A 17475-nucleotide genomic window follows, 5' to 3' on the forward strand; every position below is an offset into this window, starting at 1 on the left:
CGCTTACTGAATGGCAGTAGGTATTCCCCCGGATTGTTCCGGCTGAACAAATGGTATATGACCTTTTATATGCAGTGGCAGGGGTTTTCCTGCCGCTGTATAATATTGCCATTCACCATTTTTTTGAGCCAGTATGGGGAAAGCGAACATTATAATATTGCTGTAGGATAATTGTTCTTCCAGCATAATATCATCAAAAGAAGGGGATAATATTTCCCTGCCGGTACTATCGAGTATGCCGAATTTTCTGTCTCTTTCTACCAGGTAGCCATTCCCGTTTTTTTCCGGGATAATCTTGCTGTATTCCGGAGCTATTAATATATGACCATCATGCTGTGCGTAACCCAGTAAATAGCCGTTATTTTTTTTCGTGAGCAAAAGGAAACCCTCTTGAAAGTAATCATACACATCTTTCTCATTATCAAAAGGATATGTTACAGGTACTATTATTTTACCAGTACTATTTATAAAGCCATATAAAAGTGTTCCGTTGCTGTCGTCTTCTTTGATAACCATTGCCACACCATTGTGAAACGAGGTTGTATGATCATATTGGATGGGTACAACAATTTTCCCTTCTGCGTTGATATACCCGGTTTTATTATTCTTAATGATTGCCGAGAGATGATTATCGAACGTATTAATTGAATCCGGGAAATTGTCCTCTGAGTATTCGCCTTGTATTATTTTTCCGGTAGCAGCATCCAGTAATTTTTGTTTTCCTTTCGTGGTAACGATCAGTAGTAACCCTTCTCCGGCTGGCCGGACATTATCATAGGGGAGAGGGGTAGTTTGCAATGTGTGTCTGTTAAACAGATCGTATGTGATTGCAGAAGTAATAGGTTCTTTCTTTTCCAATAAAAAATTATCACCGTTTAAAGCGTAAATGACATCATATTTTACAGGGCAGATAATTTTTCCTGAAAAGTCTATCAACCCGGTAAAGTTTTTCTGAACAGCATTAAACAGTGTACTATCAGGAAATTCATCAATGCTTTCGTATTCTGCCGGAATGAGTAATTTCTTCTGTTCTATATCATACACTCCTTTTTTCATGCCGCTGGTAACGGATACCAGCTTTTTTTGCGGATGATATACATAATCGAAATCCAGCGGGACTACAATATTTCCGTCTGTATCCAGATATCCGTGCTTTTTCTGATAGGTAGCTTCTATCAGATAAGGCTGTCCGGAATAACTATCACTATCCAGATCACTGTATTTCGGTGCGATCAGCTTCTTTGTTTTCGGATTGTAAAAGCCATATAGTCCGTTCTTTTTCAATTTAACCAAAGTGATGGCGTCCTTGCTTTCTTCCGGACCAACCTGCAGATCATCCATTTCGTCATAACTCATATCCGGTAGTACGGGTTTCCCGTCGAGATTCAGTATGATGTCCTTCTCATTCTTGGAGGAAGAAAACAGGAGCTTATTGTAACTGCAGCCAAACCATTCATCGTATATGGGTGGGACAATTATTTTTCCCGTAGTATCAGCAATACCATATTTCTCATTTTTACTAATGCTCACATAAGGGGCTGGCAGGTAATTGCCGGAACTATCTGCATCATAACGGATATAGTCATATTGATAATCCAGTATCAATTTACCCTGGGTGTTCAGCATACCCAATTTGTTATGTTGTCTACGACGTATAAATCCAGCCGCCATATCACTGTCACCTTCATCATCATCTGTATCTTCGTATGGTGTTACAACTTTTGTTTTTAGATTAATGCTTAACTGTTTACCATCTTTATAAAGGCATTCTACCCATTCATCACTGCGCATATTGAGGTGTTCGTGATCATACTCAAATGGAACCAGTACTTCATTGTTAAAATTCACCACGCCCCATTTATCATTTTTCTTTGCAAAAACATAATCACCTTTTTGTTCACAACCATAACAGTAGTCGAATTCCTCATATTCGAAAGGCACAACCATGCGATCGTCCTTTTTACTGTAAATACCCCATTTGCCATTTTGTTTTACATCAAAGTAATTATCATCCAGATTATCCAGGTCTTCAAAACGGAAAGGCAACAGAAATCCAGATGGAGTAAACATCGATTTTTTACCATTCAGTGTTACTGTCCACCCATATTGCCAATGTGTGTCTATAGTGTCATACTTAGCTTCCAGAATCCATTTTCCCTGAGTGGTTAATACGCCAGACTTCCCATTTTTTCTCACTAAAACAAAGCGTTCTGGCAATATATATAAAGACGTATCTTCATTTATTCCATTGAAGGAAGAGGTGGAAAAATCTGTTGCATTAAGTATATCATCAAAAGCAATATTGTTCAGACTATCTATATAAAAATGGTTATTACCCTTTTCGATTCTTGCAAATCCGCAAACAAAAGTTGAACCACCATCATACAAACTGTCTTGTGCTGCAGACTTGCAAATAGAGATAGCTATAAGCGCAATAATCATTAAAATTTGCTTCATTCGTCGGTGAATTTTCTAGTTGGCCAGGTTTGAAACAGGTATTCTGATATAGAATCCTTTATAATGCGAATATAGGTAATCGTATTAACTTCTGCATTCGGCTTTATCTAACATATATCGATAACTGATTTAGCCCCAGGAGTAAACAGGTAATTCCGGAGGGAGTGGTGACCATGCTTTCATTGACAATAAATATTTATTAGTATCTTACTTGTCTATTGGTTCAATAGTAATCTCAATATAAATATATGGCCTTACCAAATATTTTCGATCAAAAGGTAGCAGATTCAGTAATTGAAAGAATTAATAATCTTTCTGCCGAAACAAACCCACTATGGGGTAAAATGAATGTTTCGCAAATGCTGGCGCATTGCAATGTTACCTATGAAATGATTTACGAGAATAAACATCCTAAACCTAATGCTTTTTTAAAGTTGATATTAAAACTATTTGTGAAAAATAAAGTGGTAACTGAAATACCATACAAAAGGAATAGCCCTACAGCCCCAGCTTTTATTATGAAAGGTCCCAAAGAATTTGCAGCAGAAAAAGCCCGGCTGGCCGGATATATCAGAAAAACACAGCAATTGGGAGAACGTGAATTTGATGGAAAGGAATCACTTTCCTTTGGTCCGCTAAATATCACCGAATGGAATAACATGTTGTATAAACACCTTGATCATCATCTATCCCAGTTTGGCAAATAGAATAAAAATATGCTGTACAAACTCATTAAAAAACCATTTGTAGGCTCTTTCATGGTAAAATGGAGGAGTCCCCTCACTGAAGAGGAAAAGATTGACTGGCAGGAGGTATCTGCCAAAAGCAAATCTGGCGGTATAATAAAAGGACTTTTTGCAAAAGCAAGAACACCGCAACCTAAAGCAACAATCCTTTTAGGGCATCCCATGGGAAAAGAGGCCAAAGCTTTCTTTCTCAAAAACGGATATACAGATTTGCTGAGAGACAATGGTTACAATACCTTGATCTTCGATTTTAATGGTTTTGGTGAAAGCACAAATGGTAGCTTCTCTTATTTTGAAGATGTATTGGCAATAGCGGCAGAAGCCCAGAAGATTACACCAGATCTTCCTATGGGATATCACGGCATTTCATTAGGCGGACAATGGGCCATCATTTCTTTTGCTGATCAGTCACATCCTTTTAAATTTTCAATAATAGAAAGTGCTTCCACTACAACGGAAGAGTTCTGGATTAAATATCCTGTTGCCTATAAAATGCTGAAAGTGTTGAATTTCTTTTTGCCACGATATGCGAAAAAGATCAGACCTGTTGAACGGATAAAAGAGGCCAAGAATCTGGAATCATTGTTATTGATCTATTCTTATGCCGATGAATTGACGCCGGTTGAAATGGGAGAGCGGCTGAAGGCAAATAGCCCCGTGCCGACAGAGTTATGGACGGTTAAGGATGCTCCGCATACAGCAATTATGAAATCAGCTTATCAGGATATTTATAAGAACAAGATTATTGAATACTTTAATAATGCTGTTTAAAAGAGGATCAACATATCAGCATATTGATTGAATGAAATTCAGGCGTGATACATAGTGACGCCTGGGGTGTCGTATCACTATAATTTTATACCCAGAATTTCAAACAATTTATACATTTCACTTTTAGCTTTCTGAGGGTCTTCAATATCAAAATCACCACGTTTTATGGCATTTGCTATTCCTGTTTTTAAGTAGGGCCTTAGTCTTTTATAGATGTCAGGGTTAGTCCTGACGAAATATCTTTCAGTTTTTGCATAATCCTTCAAAGGATCACTTTTTGTTAGTTCATTGCCTACCGGAGCACATAAGGGATAATATTTCCCTGTATCTTTTACATGCATTAAGAACCAAAATTCCAGGCATGGAGTATTGATCAATATATTAATTTTCTTGTTTTCCTTTACTTCCTCTAAATAGGTTTTGAGCTCATCAACAGTGTTTTCAGCAATAACTACATCAAGGTCTATGACCCAGATTGAATGGTCATAAATCTTTGCATTTGATTTTACTGTTTCAAATTGTTCGGCAAGGGTTTTCTTTTTTGGAAGTTCAGGTTGTATAGATATACCAGGCAAAGCTTCATGTCTTCGAAGCATCTGCAGATACCAGAGTTCAGTTTCACCGTCTACTATAATTGCAAATGTTTTCCTTCCCAGCCCCCTTTTTGTAGTGTTATTCCTCGCCATCATTCGTGTTTAAGTAATAATCACTCAATTGAGGTACAGCTCCCAGTTTTCCGGATTTATAGGCATTGAAAATGGATGTGGTATCACGTACAACACTGGAATCGAAATCGCTGAGTGAGTATAGTTCCATGCTGCCGTTTTGACCTTTTTCTGTAAACCATAACACATCGTCCCGTAGGATATCCCTTTCCATCAGGAGTTCCCGGTAATGTGTAGTGGCTATAACCTGTGAATCTTTTACATTCACTAAGAAGAGTAAAAGGAAATGTTTTAGCAAATCCGGATGTAATGAAGATTCTAACTCATCAATCATTATCACGTTTTGTTTACGCAGCATTTGGTCAAGTAGTCCGCTAAGCTGGAAATAACGCTGGGTTCCTTCGGATTCTTCAGTATATGGAAGATTATATCTGGATTCTTTAGTTCCGACTAAAATTGAGTGCTGAAAGTGTACTTCTATTCGTTCTGTACTATCTTTATCTTCAATACCTTCTGGATTAGGAAGTTTAGAATAAACAACTTTATTAATACTTTTTATTAAATCACGAACTTCTTCACTATACTCTATTACCTTTTTTTTCAGTGCAATATCGCTGATATTGAAGTCTGCTTTTTTTAGAAACTGAATGATGTTTTTCTTATTGATATCACTTGATTCTAACCCTTGGGTTATGGAAAAACTCAAATCTGTTTCTGGGGTGATCATATTTCGCATCACCCTAAGAAACCAGTCTGTCACATTTCTCAATTCATCAGAATCTATATTGGTTTTTAAAAAACCTCCCAACACAGTATTATTCCATAGCGTATTGGCTTCCAGCGTGGCTTCATGAGCTTTATTAATTTTGGCTTTAGGTCCAAACTTAATTTTAGAGAGCTGTTTTTCTTTGTCCGTGCTCCGTTCATACACCAAAGATTTTTTAGGGGAGTAAAAATCAAGGTGTTCATATATGATAGCCTCTTTAGTAAAAGTAACTTCGTAATAGTATTTCGTTTGTTTATGAACAAATGTTAGCTCAAAACCGGATTCTTGTGTTGGTGTTTGCTCATCGAATAAAAATGGACTGAATTCCAATAATTCCTGTTTTTGGGATGCCGGGTTAATAATCAATTGGCGTAAGAACTCTAGCCCTTTCAGTATGGTAGTTTTTCCAGAACCATTAGGACCGTAGATTAAGCCAAGTTTAAGCAACCTCAGCCCGGGAATAGGTTCAGTGATGTAATAACCCTCTAGATCTTTGGAGCTTTCAGGCTCGAAGGATAAAGTAACCTTGTCTTTTACATTACGGAAATTCTTTATAGAAAAGCTTATTATCATGATTTTGTGAGCTAAAATGAAAGTCGGTTACAAATATAAGGAATAAAAAGTGGGAAAAACACGTTCTTTGTAGTAAGGTTCCTTGCCGATCATTTTAATCTTTCAGAACTCGTTGGGATAAATAATTCCTTAAAAGAGGTGTTTTAAGGAATAAAGCGCATCAAAGTGAAATGGAATATTAAGGGAATAGGTACCGGGTGAAATGGATAGTGTTGAAGTAGTTATTATTTAAACGATATAAAAAACATTAATAGAGATATAGCAATTATCTAAGAGTAAATCATAAATAAATACGGATGTTACAATCACTTGCAACATCCGTATTTCCTTTATCCCAGAATCCCTTTCATCAGATCCTTTATAAAATCCGACGCATATTCAGACTCCAGCACTTTCTCTGCAAAAGCCTTCTTCGTACCTGCTGCAGCAAAGTAAGCCGATGTTTCATCTTTCTCCAGGTCCAGCTCTTCCGCATAAGGCATGAGGTTCGGATCTTTGTGCATGAGTTGTAATAATTCCAGCGATACCATTTCTTTCAATCCTTCATAATCATGTACATCTTTATTATCATCAGCTGCCCTGCTTCTGAACCATCCGCTGAAAAAATCTCCCAGTCCGGTAAACCCGACTTTTGCTTTTGCTGAAGGTTGTAATTCTGTTACCTTATCGAAATCGAATGCTGTCAATGCATCGAAGGCACGGATGATACCATTGCCATAATACTTCCGGTAAGATGGATACGTTTTATTCGCAGTATTGAAAATGGCGCTTCTTGCCGCTTCTACTACTTTCCAGGTACCTTTGATACTCTGAAGATTATCACGGTTATACGCTATCCATAGCGCAGCTGTCGCTGCCACTTGAGGAGTTGCTGAAGAGGTGCCACCACCGGAACGGAGGAAGCGGAATTCCTCATCTTGTGAGGCCCAGGCTACATTGGGAGTATAGGCGGCAATAGCTTTCTGCATGGCACTTGATGGCCCCCAGTTGCCCTGCATGAGTTCTCCACCGGCAGAGCGGGAACGGAACCAGGGGTTCACGTCAAGGTCATATGGCTCATGATTATAACAGGCGCCTGTTGCTGCAATTACTCTTTCGAAACGTGCAGGATAAAGTACTGCTTTAGGTGTTAATTTGGCAATACCACTTTTGAAGTTATTACCAGCAGCGGTGACTACGATCACGCCATTCTCATATGCTCTGTTCACTGCCTCAGCTACACGCTTGGTGGGGTATCCGGCCATCGACATTGTTATGACTTCACACCCATAATTTACTGCATAATCGATACCATCAGCTACATCATTGGCATTAAAAAGATTGAAGACAGTCTCGCAGATGCGGATGGGAATAACCTCTGCAAAAGGTACGGCGCCAAATAAGCCTTTGTATCCTGCGTAAGAATCTGTGTCGCTGATTTCCTTTCCTGCCAGCAGTGCGAGAGTGGCACAACCGTGGCCATCCTGTTCTGCTGGAAAACCGGAGTTCAGTTTGTCAATCCCTTTGTTTTCCCCGAATTCGTTCTTTACAAAACTCACACCCAGGTCTGTAAGCAGATGAGTGGGTGTGGAAGGATGACCGGGAATATAACCGGTATCGATATGCCCTATGCGGACAGTCGCACCAGCTCCATGTTTGGCAATAACGGCGTCATATGCTTTCCTCAACTGGGAATGCTCATCATCCAGATGCCAGATGAATTCATTTGGAGATGCTTCCGGGGGAGGCCAGTTCTTCATGTATTCATTTGTATGCTCTTCCTGCGCACGGGCGGCCGTAGGCTTTAGATAAGGCGACTTGATATTAGGTTCTGCAAATCGTACATCAGGATCCGCGAGATAAGCCTCATAGGCTTTGTCCCATGCCTTGCCCGATGCTTTGTCAACGGATTGCAGTTCGTATTTATTGGACTGAACAGCACCTTTTGCCCGCGCTCGTTGTTTGCTTTGTTTTGAAATGATCAGTTCATCTTCATCTTCTTTAACGGAAGGAGCTTCCGGTGTATTGATCACCGCTTTTTTGCCATTAATACAGAAAGGGGATTGCGAAAGGAAGTTGTAATCCTTATTCCCATAATGGAATAAATTAGGATGTTGCTCTATTGAAAATCCTTTTTTAATGGCAGAAAAGAGATCAGAATAACTCTTGATTTCTCCTGCCATCACTTTCTTTACTTTGGCAGTAAACATACCATTACCCCATACTTCCATCGCTTCTTCATTATCCTGGCAGGCGCCGAAGAGGATCACATAAGCACCAATATCTTCTGCACGTTTGGTGGCCTTTTCCTGGATCTCGTCATACTGGTCCTTATGTTTATTATAAGTGCGGATCAGTACATTCATAGGAGCCAGGCGACTTCTCATATACGTTTTGGGATCTACAGGAGTATCTGGTTTGATAGGAGCAACATTTTTAGAAACAGATCCGGAATGACAGCTGTCAGAAAAGATGAGAATGCGTACACCAGGATTAAACTTACTGAAGCTTTCAAAAAGTTCATCGTCTATTAATTGCCGGTCGTATAAACACCAGGTTTCGTCAAAGCCATCCTCATCATCGTTATTGACGTCTATGATGGAGCCACCATGACCAGAATATGTGAGAAAAAGGATATCACCTGATTGCAGTTTTTTGGCAGCATCATCCAGGTGTTTCAACACATTTTCAGACGTAGCCTCTTTTGTAAGCAGGGTGTGGATGGCTTTATAATCTGCATTCTCGGCAATGGACTTATATACTTTTGCATCATTCTCACATGCAAAAAGTTGTCCGTCCCATCCTTCATAACTATCAGGATTTACGGCATTCAGGCCGATGTGTAGTGAATAACTCTGGGGTGTCATTTGTTTCGTTTTTGGGATGATTATTGTAAGTTCTTTAGCTTGCTGATATTAAATTGTTGAATGTCTTTGATACTATCTGAGAAAGAAAGAATATGACTGATTGTTTTTCTTACCACATTCGGAGGAATCTGTAACCTGCCAGCCAGGTCATTAATATCTGTATCATTATCCAGTTTGTCAATGTAATACAGGAGTGTACTTACGGTCCGGGAGTTTAATAGTTTCTTTCCGATTTCTTCCGGTGAAGTTTCACTTCCTATAATGCGCTCTATTACATCAGCGATGTTGGCCGTTGTGATCTCTGCTAAAGGTAATGGATCGGGCAGGTAAGAAGTCCATACCATATCGCAGTAAAGATTGTCTGCAATATTTTCCATCGGACTGTCATCCGGTATAATATCCGGTTGTTTGATAGAGGCTTTGATAGTTGCTTTTGCACCTGCCAGGAACATTCCCGGTTCACTGATTTTAACTGCTGGTAAAGGTTCTTTAAAGTATTGGGCTGCCAGTACCTGCAATGCTTTGATATCAGGTGTTTCTTCGCCCAGTATAGCAGGGAGGTCCTTCAGAATATTCCTGAATAGGTTATCATAGGTATTTTCCGGGCTGTTAAAGTATACGTATGCTGCCAGTAATCCTTTCATCGGAGATGTCCATTGTCCCTGCTCAAATTCACGCAATACTTTTTCCGGTACATAATAAACGCCATTGTGGAATTTATGACGAACACCATCTATCTTGTAATTACTCTCATCATTATTATTAAATCCCTGCTCAGCAGGGGCAATGAAAATACTCATGGATGGGAAGATGGGACCTTTGCCAAAGGTGAGGAACACCTGTGTTTGCCAGCTGTTTTTACTTTTAAACACCTGTAGTGGTATTTCCCTGGCAGGCAGTCCCTGGTCGTTTTCCCATGCAGGGTTAGGAGAGCGACCACTGTAATGCAGGTAGTAAAGTCCTTCGGATAATACAGCATTAAAAGCCATCCATCCGTTATAAAGATCTTCTTTTATGTTATTGCCCAGCAGGCGGTATAACACCTTACGACTACCATCCAGCAACGAAAATCCATCTCCCAACGGTCTTCTCTCTTTATTCAATTCCTGGCTGCTGACGAAATCAGTATAACGGAAAAACAGGAAGATAGATCCTCCATCACTGATGCCGGAATTAACAGTAGGTTCTTTACTATAGCGTACTGCATTTGAAGTATAATATTCACGCGATGATTCGAATTTTTCGGCAACCAGGGAAGAGTAGATTGGGGGTGTTTTAAATTCGTGATAGGTATCACCCTCTAATCTAATATTCTCTTTGATTACATGTCCGTCCAATTTTAATGTAATACCGTAGATTCCCTGTGGAAGCCATACTTCCAGGCATTCGTATCCTTTAGCGATATCTTCAAAAAAACCGTTACAGACGGTCAGGTGTGCAAAGTCCGACATGATGCCAATAGCGCGGACAGTCAGTTTGCAGGGATTATCAGAAATCATACGTCACAGTTTTAGTAGTACCATCAATGGTGATAAATTCATGACGTTTTGAAGCCATCTCGGAGATCTGGTAAAAACCTTTTTCAAGACGAAGCTGCCATGTATCACCTGCCTTTACATCATCTTCCCGTATAGCAGTCAGCAGAGGGCCATCCAGTTTTATATGGGCCGCAGTATTAAACCGGATGCTCACATCAGTCCCTGGTATCCGGTTGGTTTTATAAAGCACATACTGTAGGCTTTTATTGTTATTGCGGATATCATAACGCACGCTTTGGTTTTGATTTTTTTGCTGTGCATAGTTCTCTGTTTTTTCTTTCACGCAGCTGATAAAACTCTCGATAGTAATATCTCCATGACTATTCACAGCGGCACCATTCAATGCTTCCAGAAGTGCCCGGGAAAAATAGCCATGTGCGCTCATCGTTCCATTTCCGATTGCAAGGCCTTCCCACGCAGGGTTTTCATATTCCGATGCATATAACACTAATGCCATCGACTTTCCTCCGGGTTGTCCGGGAGTGCCTAACATTGGTGGTAGAGGTTTGGAATTAATTCTGCGATCGCGGCAGCAATCCATGAAGAAATAAATCTCTTCAAAGATGTCTGATTCCACAAGCAGGTCGAGGTATGCTTCTGAGGAAAGCGCCGCATTGTATAATTCTTCCGACCAGATGGGCAAACACATACCATTTGCTTCCCAGTTAGCCCCGAAGCCATGTCCTGAAAAGTAGAAGTACAATCGTCTGGGTTGTCCGTTTTTAGCCAGGTTAAATAGTTTAGAGAGTGCGAGATCAATATGAGTTTGGTCCGGCGTAACACAATTATCTACAGATGGAATAAGCAGGCAATGATTGGGGAGGAGATTACCCCCGTCGGCACTTACAAGCCAGTCTCTTAATTTGCATGCATCAGGAATAGGACCATTCAGTGGTTTCAGATTCAGGTAATGATTTAGACCAATAATGATGGCATAATCCTGTGTATTCACCGGTAATCCTTTAGCAATATTTTCGTTAACAGCTTCTTTGCAGATACCTGTAAAAGCGGGAGCAACGGGGGGAGCCGTGGCAGTTAAGATGTCGTTCATTTGGGGTGGTGTTTAAAAATAATGAATCACTCCATAAGTAAATTTATGGTGAAATCTGGGGTGTACAGTTACAAAATGACAATCTCTAGTATCCTAAAATCACAATTAGTGTTGGGGTGTTGTATCTGAATATAAAATTAAACTACTGGAAGGAGTTGAACAAGTATAATTGATATATATATGAAAAAGAAAACATGGCTTCGAGATGTAATTACAAAATCTCTGAGCCATGTTTACAAGGTCTGTATTGAATTTTCAAGCCTTTGCTTAGAACCTGGCAGCAAATTCTTTTGCGAAGGATTCCAGTTTCCTGGTACCTGCAATTGAAGGTTTGTTTAGATCATAGTCTTCCCATAATTTTCCACTGCTTAGCATAGTACCGGTTTTTATAAATATTGAAGCAATTCCTTCAGGTATTCCACCTTGCATCATTCCACCCAAAGCCTGTTCGTCACTGAATTGTATCCATGGTAGTTCCGGCTTACCGATAGCGGTACCTAAAATAGTCGCTACTTCTCCGGGAGTGCGTTCATCGCTGACTACATATCGTACACTGTTGCCATTAAAAGGTTGTTGGATTTCTTCGGCAATGGCGGTCGAAATATCTTCAGGATGCACCATTAACATTCTTGTATTGCTGGCATAATTTGCACCCAGGAATCCCTGGTTTTTGATCATTCCAATATTGTTATAGAAGTTGAAATAGAAGTAGGGAGCGCAAATTTGTTTTACAGATACACCCTCCAAAGCGTTCAGTATATTTTCTACATCATATGCTCCGGCAAAAGTCTCTATCTCTAATGCTTTCCGGGCGCCCATGCTGCTTAAATTAACCACGCGTTTTACGCCCGACTTCCTGATTGCTTCTGCATAATTCTTCCCGATACTTCCCATATATTCCCGGTAGCTGCCGGTTACACCAAAATTCGGTGGAATCATAGTATATACTACATCTGCTCCGGAGAATGCTGTTGTAAGGAAAGCTACGTCAGTTATTGAACCAATAACGGCTTTAGCGCCTAATGCTTCAATTTCTGCTGTTTTATCCTGGTTGCTGCTGATAATCGTTACCTGGTGTCCATTACTAATTAATAGTTTAGCTAGAGGTTTGCTAATATTGCCTATTGACCCTGTGAGTGTGATTTTCATATATTTTGATTTTATGTTTGACAAAGGTATATTTGCACTTACTTTTATACAAGTACTTACCCTAAAGTATGTATCTATGACATTGGTGAAAGAAAATTCAACTATTCAGGAGAATAAGAAGACAGTTTTTAGAGACTGTCCTATTACATATGTAATGGAAAGGATTGGCGGACATTGGAAACCCATTATCCTGCTGCAATTGTTATCCGGCAGCAAGCGATATAATGAATTGAGAAAAGGAATCCCCGCTATAACAGAGAAAGTATTGATTCAGCAGTTAAAGCAATTAGAAGCTGATAATTTGATTTCCAGAGAGGCGAAGCCAGTTATTCCTCCATATGTTACTTACACTCTTACATCGTCTGGTTTGGGTTTAAAGCCGGTATTGTATGCGATGGCTGTATGGGCTACAGATGAAAATCCAATGGGAGGGTATAGAAGTCTGGAGGAATTTCCGGGATAGGTTGTGTATACGATGGTTGTATAAGCTGTTGATGGATTCCTTTTCCCAATTGATTTAATAGTGCAAATCATTGATTTTTAATAGTCAAAGTGCTTCCCGATGCGGATTTTATTGAATGTTATAACCCATTTCTCTCAATACATATTAAAAATAATGTATATTGCAGCTGGTACAATATTTCAGCATTTATCCCACAACCCTTTAAGCATTTCTATACCCAATGAAATACAACAGTCAATCCTGGGGCCCGGGGGCTTCCGAAGAGGAAAAGTCTTTTCGTTCCTTTATCAGTAATGATCCTGCATTATCCTATTTTCTTGAAATGGGAGCGTTGCGCAAAAATTCTAAATTCTCTAAAGAAGAGATTTACAAGGAACCAAAATTTCTTGCATTCATTTCTCCTTATTTTGAATCTGTATACACAGCGGCAGTGATACGGTGTTTTGAAACCAGGGATACCAATCTGATAAGCGATATAGCAGCAAACCCACTTCTACTGGATGATGCACATAAGCAAAGCGCTTTTTCAACTATTGAACAGTTCCTGGCTAAGAGGTTGAAACAACTTGAGTTTGCCAACAATCAGATACAATCGGATGGTCCTATTATCCCTTCCGAACTGGAAGAGCATACAGGTATTATAACGATCTGTTTGCTGAATTATCTGCCACAGGATTTTCAATCTATCCGTACTGATTTCTGTAAACAGATCATGACGACTGTGCGATTGCTGATCAGCAAAGATTTTTCGCTGGCACTGAGCATCGCTACAAATTTGCGACAGCTGAAATGTGATGCGCAGGCAACTTATGATGCGGATAATTTGTATCAAACATTGGTAAATGCAAATGAGAAGGCCAATGCTATATCAGCTTCACAGGGTAGTTCAGGTGGTGGACAGTTGTCGGTATGGGGAATTATTGGGATAATACTACTGATTATAAAGCTGATATTATTGTTTGCGAGATGATAGCGTAAAATGCAAGCTCAGTAAATAATTGATTAAAGGAGCAGTTTGAATATCGGAGGGATTCAGGTGGAGAATTATGGGCCTTACCCATTTGATCTACGCTTGATACCGTCGAATAAAAAACTAAAACTCATACGCTTGATAAAGTCAGATTGAATTACTGTCAAATGGGTACAGACCACAATCTCTCTTGAATTCAAAGCGATCTGTATAATTAAAAGAACCTGTATCACAAGCGCGATACAGGTTCTTTTATTTCGGTGATGTAGATATGCATTCTCCTTTAATGTTGCAATGAATAACCTAGCATAATTTAATCAACAAGTATCCTGCAATAAGTAATAAGAACAGCAGCAGTAATAATAAAAGATAAAACCACTTCTTCCACTTTTTACAATTTTCTTTTGGAGGTGGAGGAGGACATGGTACTCCTGCTACAACAGGAGGCCGGCCGGGTTGTGTTATTATAACGCCTGGTTGAGTACCGGAAGTAGGATCCCATATCACTACTACACTATAAGTGCCATCACCATTATCTTCTATAACTCCTGTAACAGAGCTTCCCGGTGTACCTGTAACCGGAAGATCATTTGTCCTGCCGGGGCCGAGATTATTACCGTATTTGTCTTTAGGCGTTACCGTTATTTTTACTTCCTGTTTGCCATCCGGCAATGTTGCAATCACAGTGGTTTGAATCGTTGTATTTGACGCATCAATGCCACAGTCAACATGAATACTCCACATCAATTCCCTTGTTGCAATGCAACCGTCGCCATATTTGGCCAACGCATGAAAAGTATAATTCCCTTCTGTACGCAGGAGATCTTTTAGGTCCCTGCCCAATATGCCATGAGATTCAAATACGCCGCCAGTATTTGCAGGATCATCCAGCAGATCGAAGGTATCATCTGTATATTTAACAATTGGGTTACCGCTTTCTGCTTCCAAAGCTATCATAGTTGCCTGTCGTGCAGGAATCGTGTCAGCATCCAATGCAGAAGGGTTGCGAAGCCTTGCCTTGCTTAAAACATTTCCGATACTGTCTGCCGGACGGGTAGCAGTAACTTTGATGGATACATTTTCGGGGAAGGTACCGTTATCATACCGCAGTACCATTATTGGATTAAAGGAATCGCCGGTATAGTATTTCTTTCTTTCACCAATGAATCGCAACATAGGACCACCTTTTGCGATGATGTTAATGAAATAGTTCAGGTCCACCTGTGGAGGAGGAAATTCACCACCACCAAATACACGGTGTACAATTACCTGCCAGGTACCATCGCGTTCACCTGTATGAGGTAGGCTTACCCGCATAAAGGTCCATGTATTGCCGGTGGAGCTTTCAATACCCGCAGTACCAGGACTAATAGAAACACCGCCTGGTGAAATCAGTTCTATATACAACTGGGATTCTGATTTATCCCAACCCACTACAATTGTAATAGTCTCTTCTCCGCACACAGAAAACGCAACCGGTTTAGCCTGTGCCGCTGATGCCGGCAAAAAGTAGTTTGGATCTGCCAGCGTGCCTGATTCAAAGATATTTCCAAAAGCCATCGCAAAGAACTTCTTCAGTGCAAGTGGATCTCCGGCCCTCGTATAGATACCGTTGTGCCGTTCCGATAAACGGCTGAGTAATGTTCCATCAAGACTTGATTCTGTCCCAAAACCTATTACATTGATGTCCGTGTCACCAAGCGAAGGTTCAACAGTATCAATCATAGGAGGCGTATTTTGCAGGCCATCCGTCATTAACAGTATCGTCCTCTGATTACTTCCCGGAGCCGGAAAATGGGCATGTGCCGCCTGTAAACCACCACCAATGGTAGTGTTTCCTCCTGGTGTCAGGCTTCCAACGATACCAGCAGAAAATGGCGCCGGACCAATAAGCGACATTTTCGCACCACTTGAAACCGCAGTCACACCAAAATCAGGTGATGCCGGTGGAACCGGCGCAGAAGTGCTGAATGATACCAATCCTATTCTGTGGCCAGCTCCCGCGCGGATTAATTGTACAAACAGGGAGGTCGCATCTCTGGCCTCCTGAATTTTTGTTTTCCCTGTTCCGGCAGATAATGACATGCTGCCTGAGCGGTCAAATACGATCATCACATCTCTTGCCGGAGAAGGAGTTGCCGTGCTTGCAATATCCTGTAAAGCAGTAGCTACAGGGAAATAGCTAAGATTACAGGGACCACCGTTAGAAAGAACGCCCAGTATTCTGCCACTCGTATCAAACAATCCGGAACCGGAGCTGCCACCTGATACATCGAGGTTTGCACGAACGCCGGTTGTATTACTGCTGGTGATTGTAGCAAAGGAAGTATGAGGTCTTGATAATTTTTTCACCGCCCCATTGGGATGATGAACGCCAAATACCTGTTCACCAACGCCAGGCAAATCGTGCCGCATTTGAATAGGAGGGATCGGAATGCCAGATGGTGGTGTTTTCAATTGTAATACGCAATAGTCAAATCCAGGAAAAAGAGGATCACTAAAGCGATGCTTCACCAATTTTTTCACCTTAAAAAACATCGGGCTATAGCCAACGGGTCGTGCACCGCCACATTCTGTTTCATAATTAAAAATGACAGAAGCACTTCCGATTTCCAATGGATCATCTGAAATGCAATGTCCCGCAAAAATAATAAGGTCTGCCGCAATCAGTGTAACCGAGCAGGTGGAAAGATGATCATCATGATCTGCATGAATGATCATTCCTACACTACGGGCAACAACACGTCTTATATCAGAAGTATTTGTTTCGCATCGTATATTTTCCCAATTGGGATTTGGAGGAGTACAAAACCAGAATGGATCATAGTCAGGTTCTACATATGTAGCATCAAGTAAAAAGGGATCGCTATTAGAAAGCGCAGTAGGATCTTGTATACCGGCATGCCTTTCCCCACGGCCATAAGCTATTAAATTCACACTCCCATTTGGCGCGCCATTTGTGATATAGCGGATGGGAATATTGCCGCCTGAAAATGCACTCACATTAATTGGTCGTGTCCAGAAGTCTGTTCCATCGGCAGCTGTAAATACATCCATATCATAACCCAGATCCACTTCCAGTCTGTTATTCGCAGGGAAAATAGCATTTGTAAAATGAAGGATGGCGAATTTCAGTCCGCCAGGCGCAGGTGCGGGATCCGGATGAAAAGTAGTTGTAGGTAAACCTGCATCGGGGCCAATGATTAAAGGGGTTGGTAACGGTTGTACAGTACCAGTTACATGTGACATATAGTCAAATTTAAGAATGATTAATAATAGAGGCTTCCGGTAACCTGGGGTTTACCGGCTAATGAGTAAGTTTTTTCCTATTTGGGGTATCAAAAAAATCTTCTTATAACAACAGTTTCGAAATTATGTACTTTCTTAAATATTGACAAGCGTAAAACTACGTATTTTGAATTTGCCTGAGCAATCATCAAATACTAACTTCAGCGGCGATAAAGAATTAAATGGAACAAA

Annotated in this window: 12 protein-coding genes; 4 read left to right on the top strand and 8 right to left on the bottom strand. The window is 40.5% G+C overall.

Features of this window, described 5'->3' with window-relative positions; translation table 11 throughout:
• Window positions 1-3: 3 nt before the first annotated feature.
• Entirely contained in the window at window positions 4-2457 is a 2454-nt protein-coding gene (locus tag BM176_RS30455) for a WG repeat-containing protein (protein ID WP_090108186.1), read from the bottom strand.
• Between the two features lie 248 nt (window positions 2458-2705).
• Between BM176_RS30455 and BM176_RS30460 the strand changes: the two genes are divergently transcribed.
• Window positions 2706-3164 carry a DUF1569 domain-containing protein gene (locus BM176_RS30460; RefSeq protein WP_090108187.1) on the top strand — a complete coding sequence of 153 codons (459 nt, stop codon included), beginning with the start codon at window positions 2706-2708 and terminating at the stop codon, window positions 3162-3164.
• A gap of 9 nt (window positions 3165-3173) precedes the next feature.
• Entirely contained in the window at window positions 3174-3974 is an 801-nt protein-coding gene (locus tag BM176_RS30465; protein ID WP_090108188.1) for an alpha/beta hydrolase, read from the top strand.
• A gap of 77 nt (window positions 3975-4051) precedes the next feature.
• On the opposite strand, the gene BM176_RS30470 is transcribed toward BM176_RS30465, so the two are convergent.
• The 6 genes from BM176_RS30470 to BM176_RS30495 all read right to left on the bottom strand — a co-directional run bounded on the left by BM176_RS30470 (window position 4052) and on the right by BM176_RS30495 (window position 12562).
• Window positions 4052-4663: an RloB family protein gene (locus BM176_RS30470; RefSeq protein ID WP_090108189.1), complete on the bottom strand. Its 612-nt coding sequence runs from the start codon at window positions 4661-4663 to the stop codon at window positions 4052-4054.
• Complete coding sequence (locus tag BM176_RS30475) at window positions 4647-5978, bottom strand: AAA family ATPase (protein WP_090108190.1); 1332 nt, start codon at window positions 5976-5978, stop codon at window positions 4647-4649. Before BM176_RS30475 ends, BM176_RS30470 begins: the two co-directional genes overlap by 17 nt.
• 329 nt (window positions 5979-6307) lie before the next feature.
• Complete coding sequence (locus BM176_RS30480; RefSeq protein WP_090108191.1) at window positions 6308-8824, bottom strand: S8 family serine peptidase; 2517 nt, start codon at window positions 8822-8824, stop codon at window positions 6308-6310.
• A gap of 20 nt (window positions 8825-8844) precedes the next feature.
• Entirely contained in the window at window positions 8845-10323 is a 1479-nt protein-coding gene (locus tag BM176_RS30485) for a hypothetical protein (RefSeq protein ID WP_090108192.1), read from the bottom strand.
• Window positions 10313-11413, bottom strand: a complete 1101-nt coding sequence (locus BM176_RS30490) for a caspase family protein (RefSeq protein ID WP_090108193.1) — start codon at window positions 11411-11413, stop codon at window positions 10313-10315. Before BM176_RS30490 ends, BM176_RS30485 begins: the two co-directional genes overlap by 11 nt.
• A 267-nt stretch (window positions 11414-11680) precedes the next feature.
• Window positions 11681-12562, bottom strand: coding sequence for an NAD(P)H-binding protein (locus BM176_RS30495; protein ID WP_090108194.1), 882 nt, complete (start codon window positions 12560-12562; stop codon window positions 11681-11683).
• A gap of 13 nt (window positions 12563-12575) precedes the next feature.
• On the opposite strand from BM176_RS30495, the gene BM176_RS30500 reads away from it, so the two are divergent.
• A complete protein-coding gene (locus BM176_RS30500; RefSeq protein ID WP_255373618.1) occupies window positions 12576-13025 on the top strand; it encodes a winged helix-turn-helix transcriptional regulator in 450 nt (149 codons plus the stop codon).
• 220 nt (window positions 13026-13245) lie between these two features.
• Window positions 13246-13995 carry a hypothetical protein gene (locus BM176_RS30505; protein WP_090108195.1) on the top strand — a complete coding sequence of 250 codons (750 nt, stop codon included), beginning with the start codon at window positions 13246-13248 and terminating at the stop codon, window positions 13993-13995.
• A 303-nt stretch (window positions 13996-14298) separates the two neighbouring features.
• On the opposite strand, the gene BM176_RS30510 is transcribed toward BM176_RS30505, so the two are convergent.
• A complete protein-coding gene (locus BM176_RS30510; RefSeq protein WP_090108196.1) occupies window positions 14299-17244 on the bottom strand; it encodes a VWA domain-containing protein in 2946 nt (981 codons plus the stop codon).
• Window positions 17245-17475 lie beyond the last annotated feature (231 nt).

Source organism: Chitinophaga sp. CF118 (assembly GCF_900112615.1).
Lineage (GTDB): Bacteria > Bacteroidota > Bacteroidia > Chitinophagales > Chitinophagaceae > Chitinophaga.

What these genes read in the sequence shown, in the direction of transcription:
- BM176_RS30485 (WP_090108192.1), bottom strand. Translation starts at nt 10,323, where the DNA reads ATGATTTCTGATAATCCCTGCAAACTGACTGTCCGCGCTATTGGCATC.
- BM176_RS30465 (WP_090108188.1), top strand. Translation starts at nt 3,174, where the DNA reads ATGCTGTACAAACTCATTAAAAAACCATTTGTAGGCTCTTTCATGGTA.
- BM176_RS30500 (WP_255373618.1), top strand. Translation starts at nt 12,576, where the DNA reads ATGTTTGACAAAGGTATATTTGCACTTACTTTTATACAAGTACTTACC.
- BM176_RS30455 (WP_090108186.1), bottom strand. Translation starts at nt 2,457, where the DNA reads ATGAAGCAAATTTTAATGATTATTGCGCTTATAGCTATCTCTATTTGC.
- BM176_RS30470 (WP_090108189.1), bottom strand. Translation starts at nt 4,663, where the DNA reads ATGATGGCGAGGAATAACACTACAAAAAGGGGGCTGGGAAGGAAAACA.
- BM176_RS30480 (WP_090108191.1), bottom strand. Translation starts at nt 8,824, where the DNA reads ATGACACCCCAGAGTTATTCACTACACATCGGCCTGAATGCCGTAAAT.
- BM176_RS30505 (WP_090108195.1), top strand. Translation starts at nt 13,246, where the DNA reads ATGAAATACAACAGTCAATCCTGGGGCCCGGGGGCTTCCGAAGAGGAA.
- BM176_RS30475 (WP_090108190.1), bottom strand. Translation starts at nt 5,978, where the DNA reads ATGATAATAAGCTTTTCTATAAAGAATTTCCGTAATGTAAAAGACAAG.
- BM176_RS30490 (WP_090108193.1), bottom strand. Translation starts at nt 11,413, where the DNA reads ATGAACGACATCTTAACTGCCACGGCTCCCCCCGTTGCTCCCGCTTTT.
- BM176_RS30510 (WP_090108196.1), bottom strand. Translation starts at nt 17,244, where the DNA reads ATGTCACATGTAACTGGTACTGTACAACCGTTACCAACCCCTTTAATC.
- BM176_RS30460 (WP_090108187.1), top strand. Translation starts at nt 2,706, where the DNA reads ATGGCCTTACCAAATATTTTCGATCAAAAGGTAGCAGATTCAGTAATT.
- BM176_RS30495 (WP_090108194.1), bottom strand. Translation starts at nt 12,562, where the DNA reads ATGAAAATCACACTCACAGGGTCAATAGGCAATATTAGCAAACCTCTA.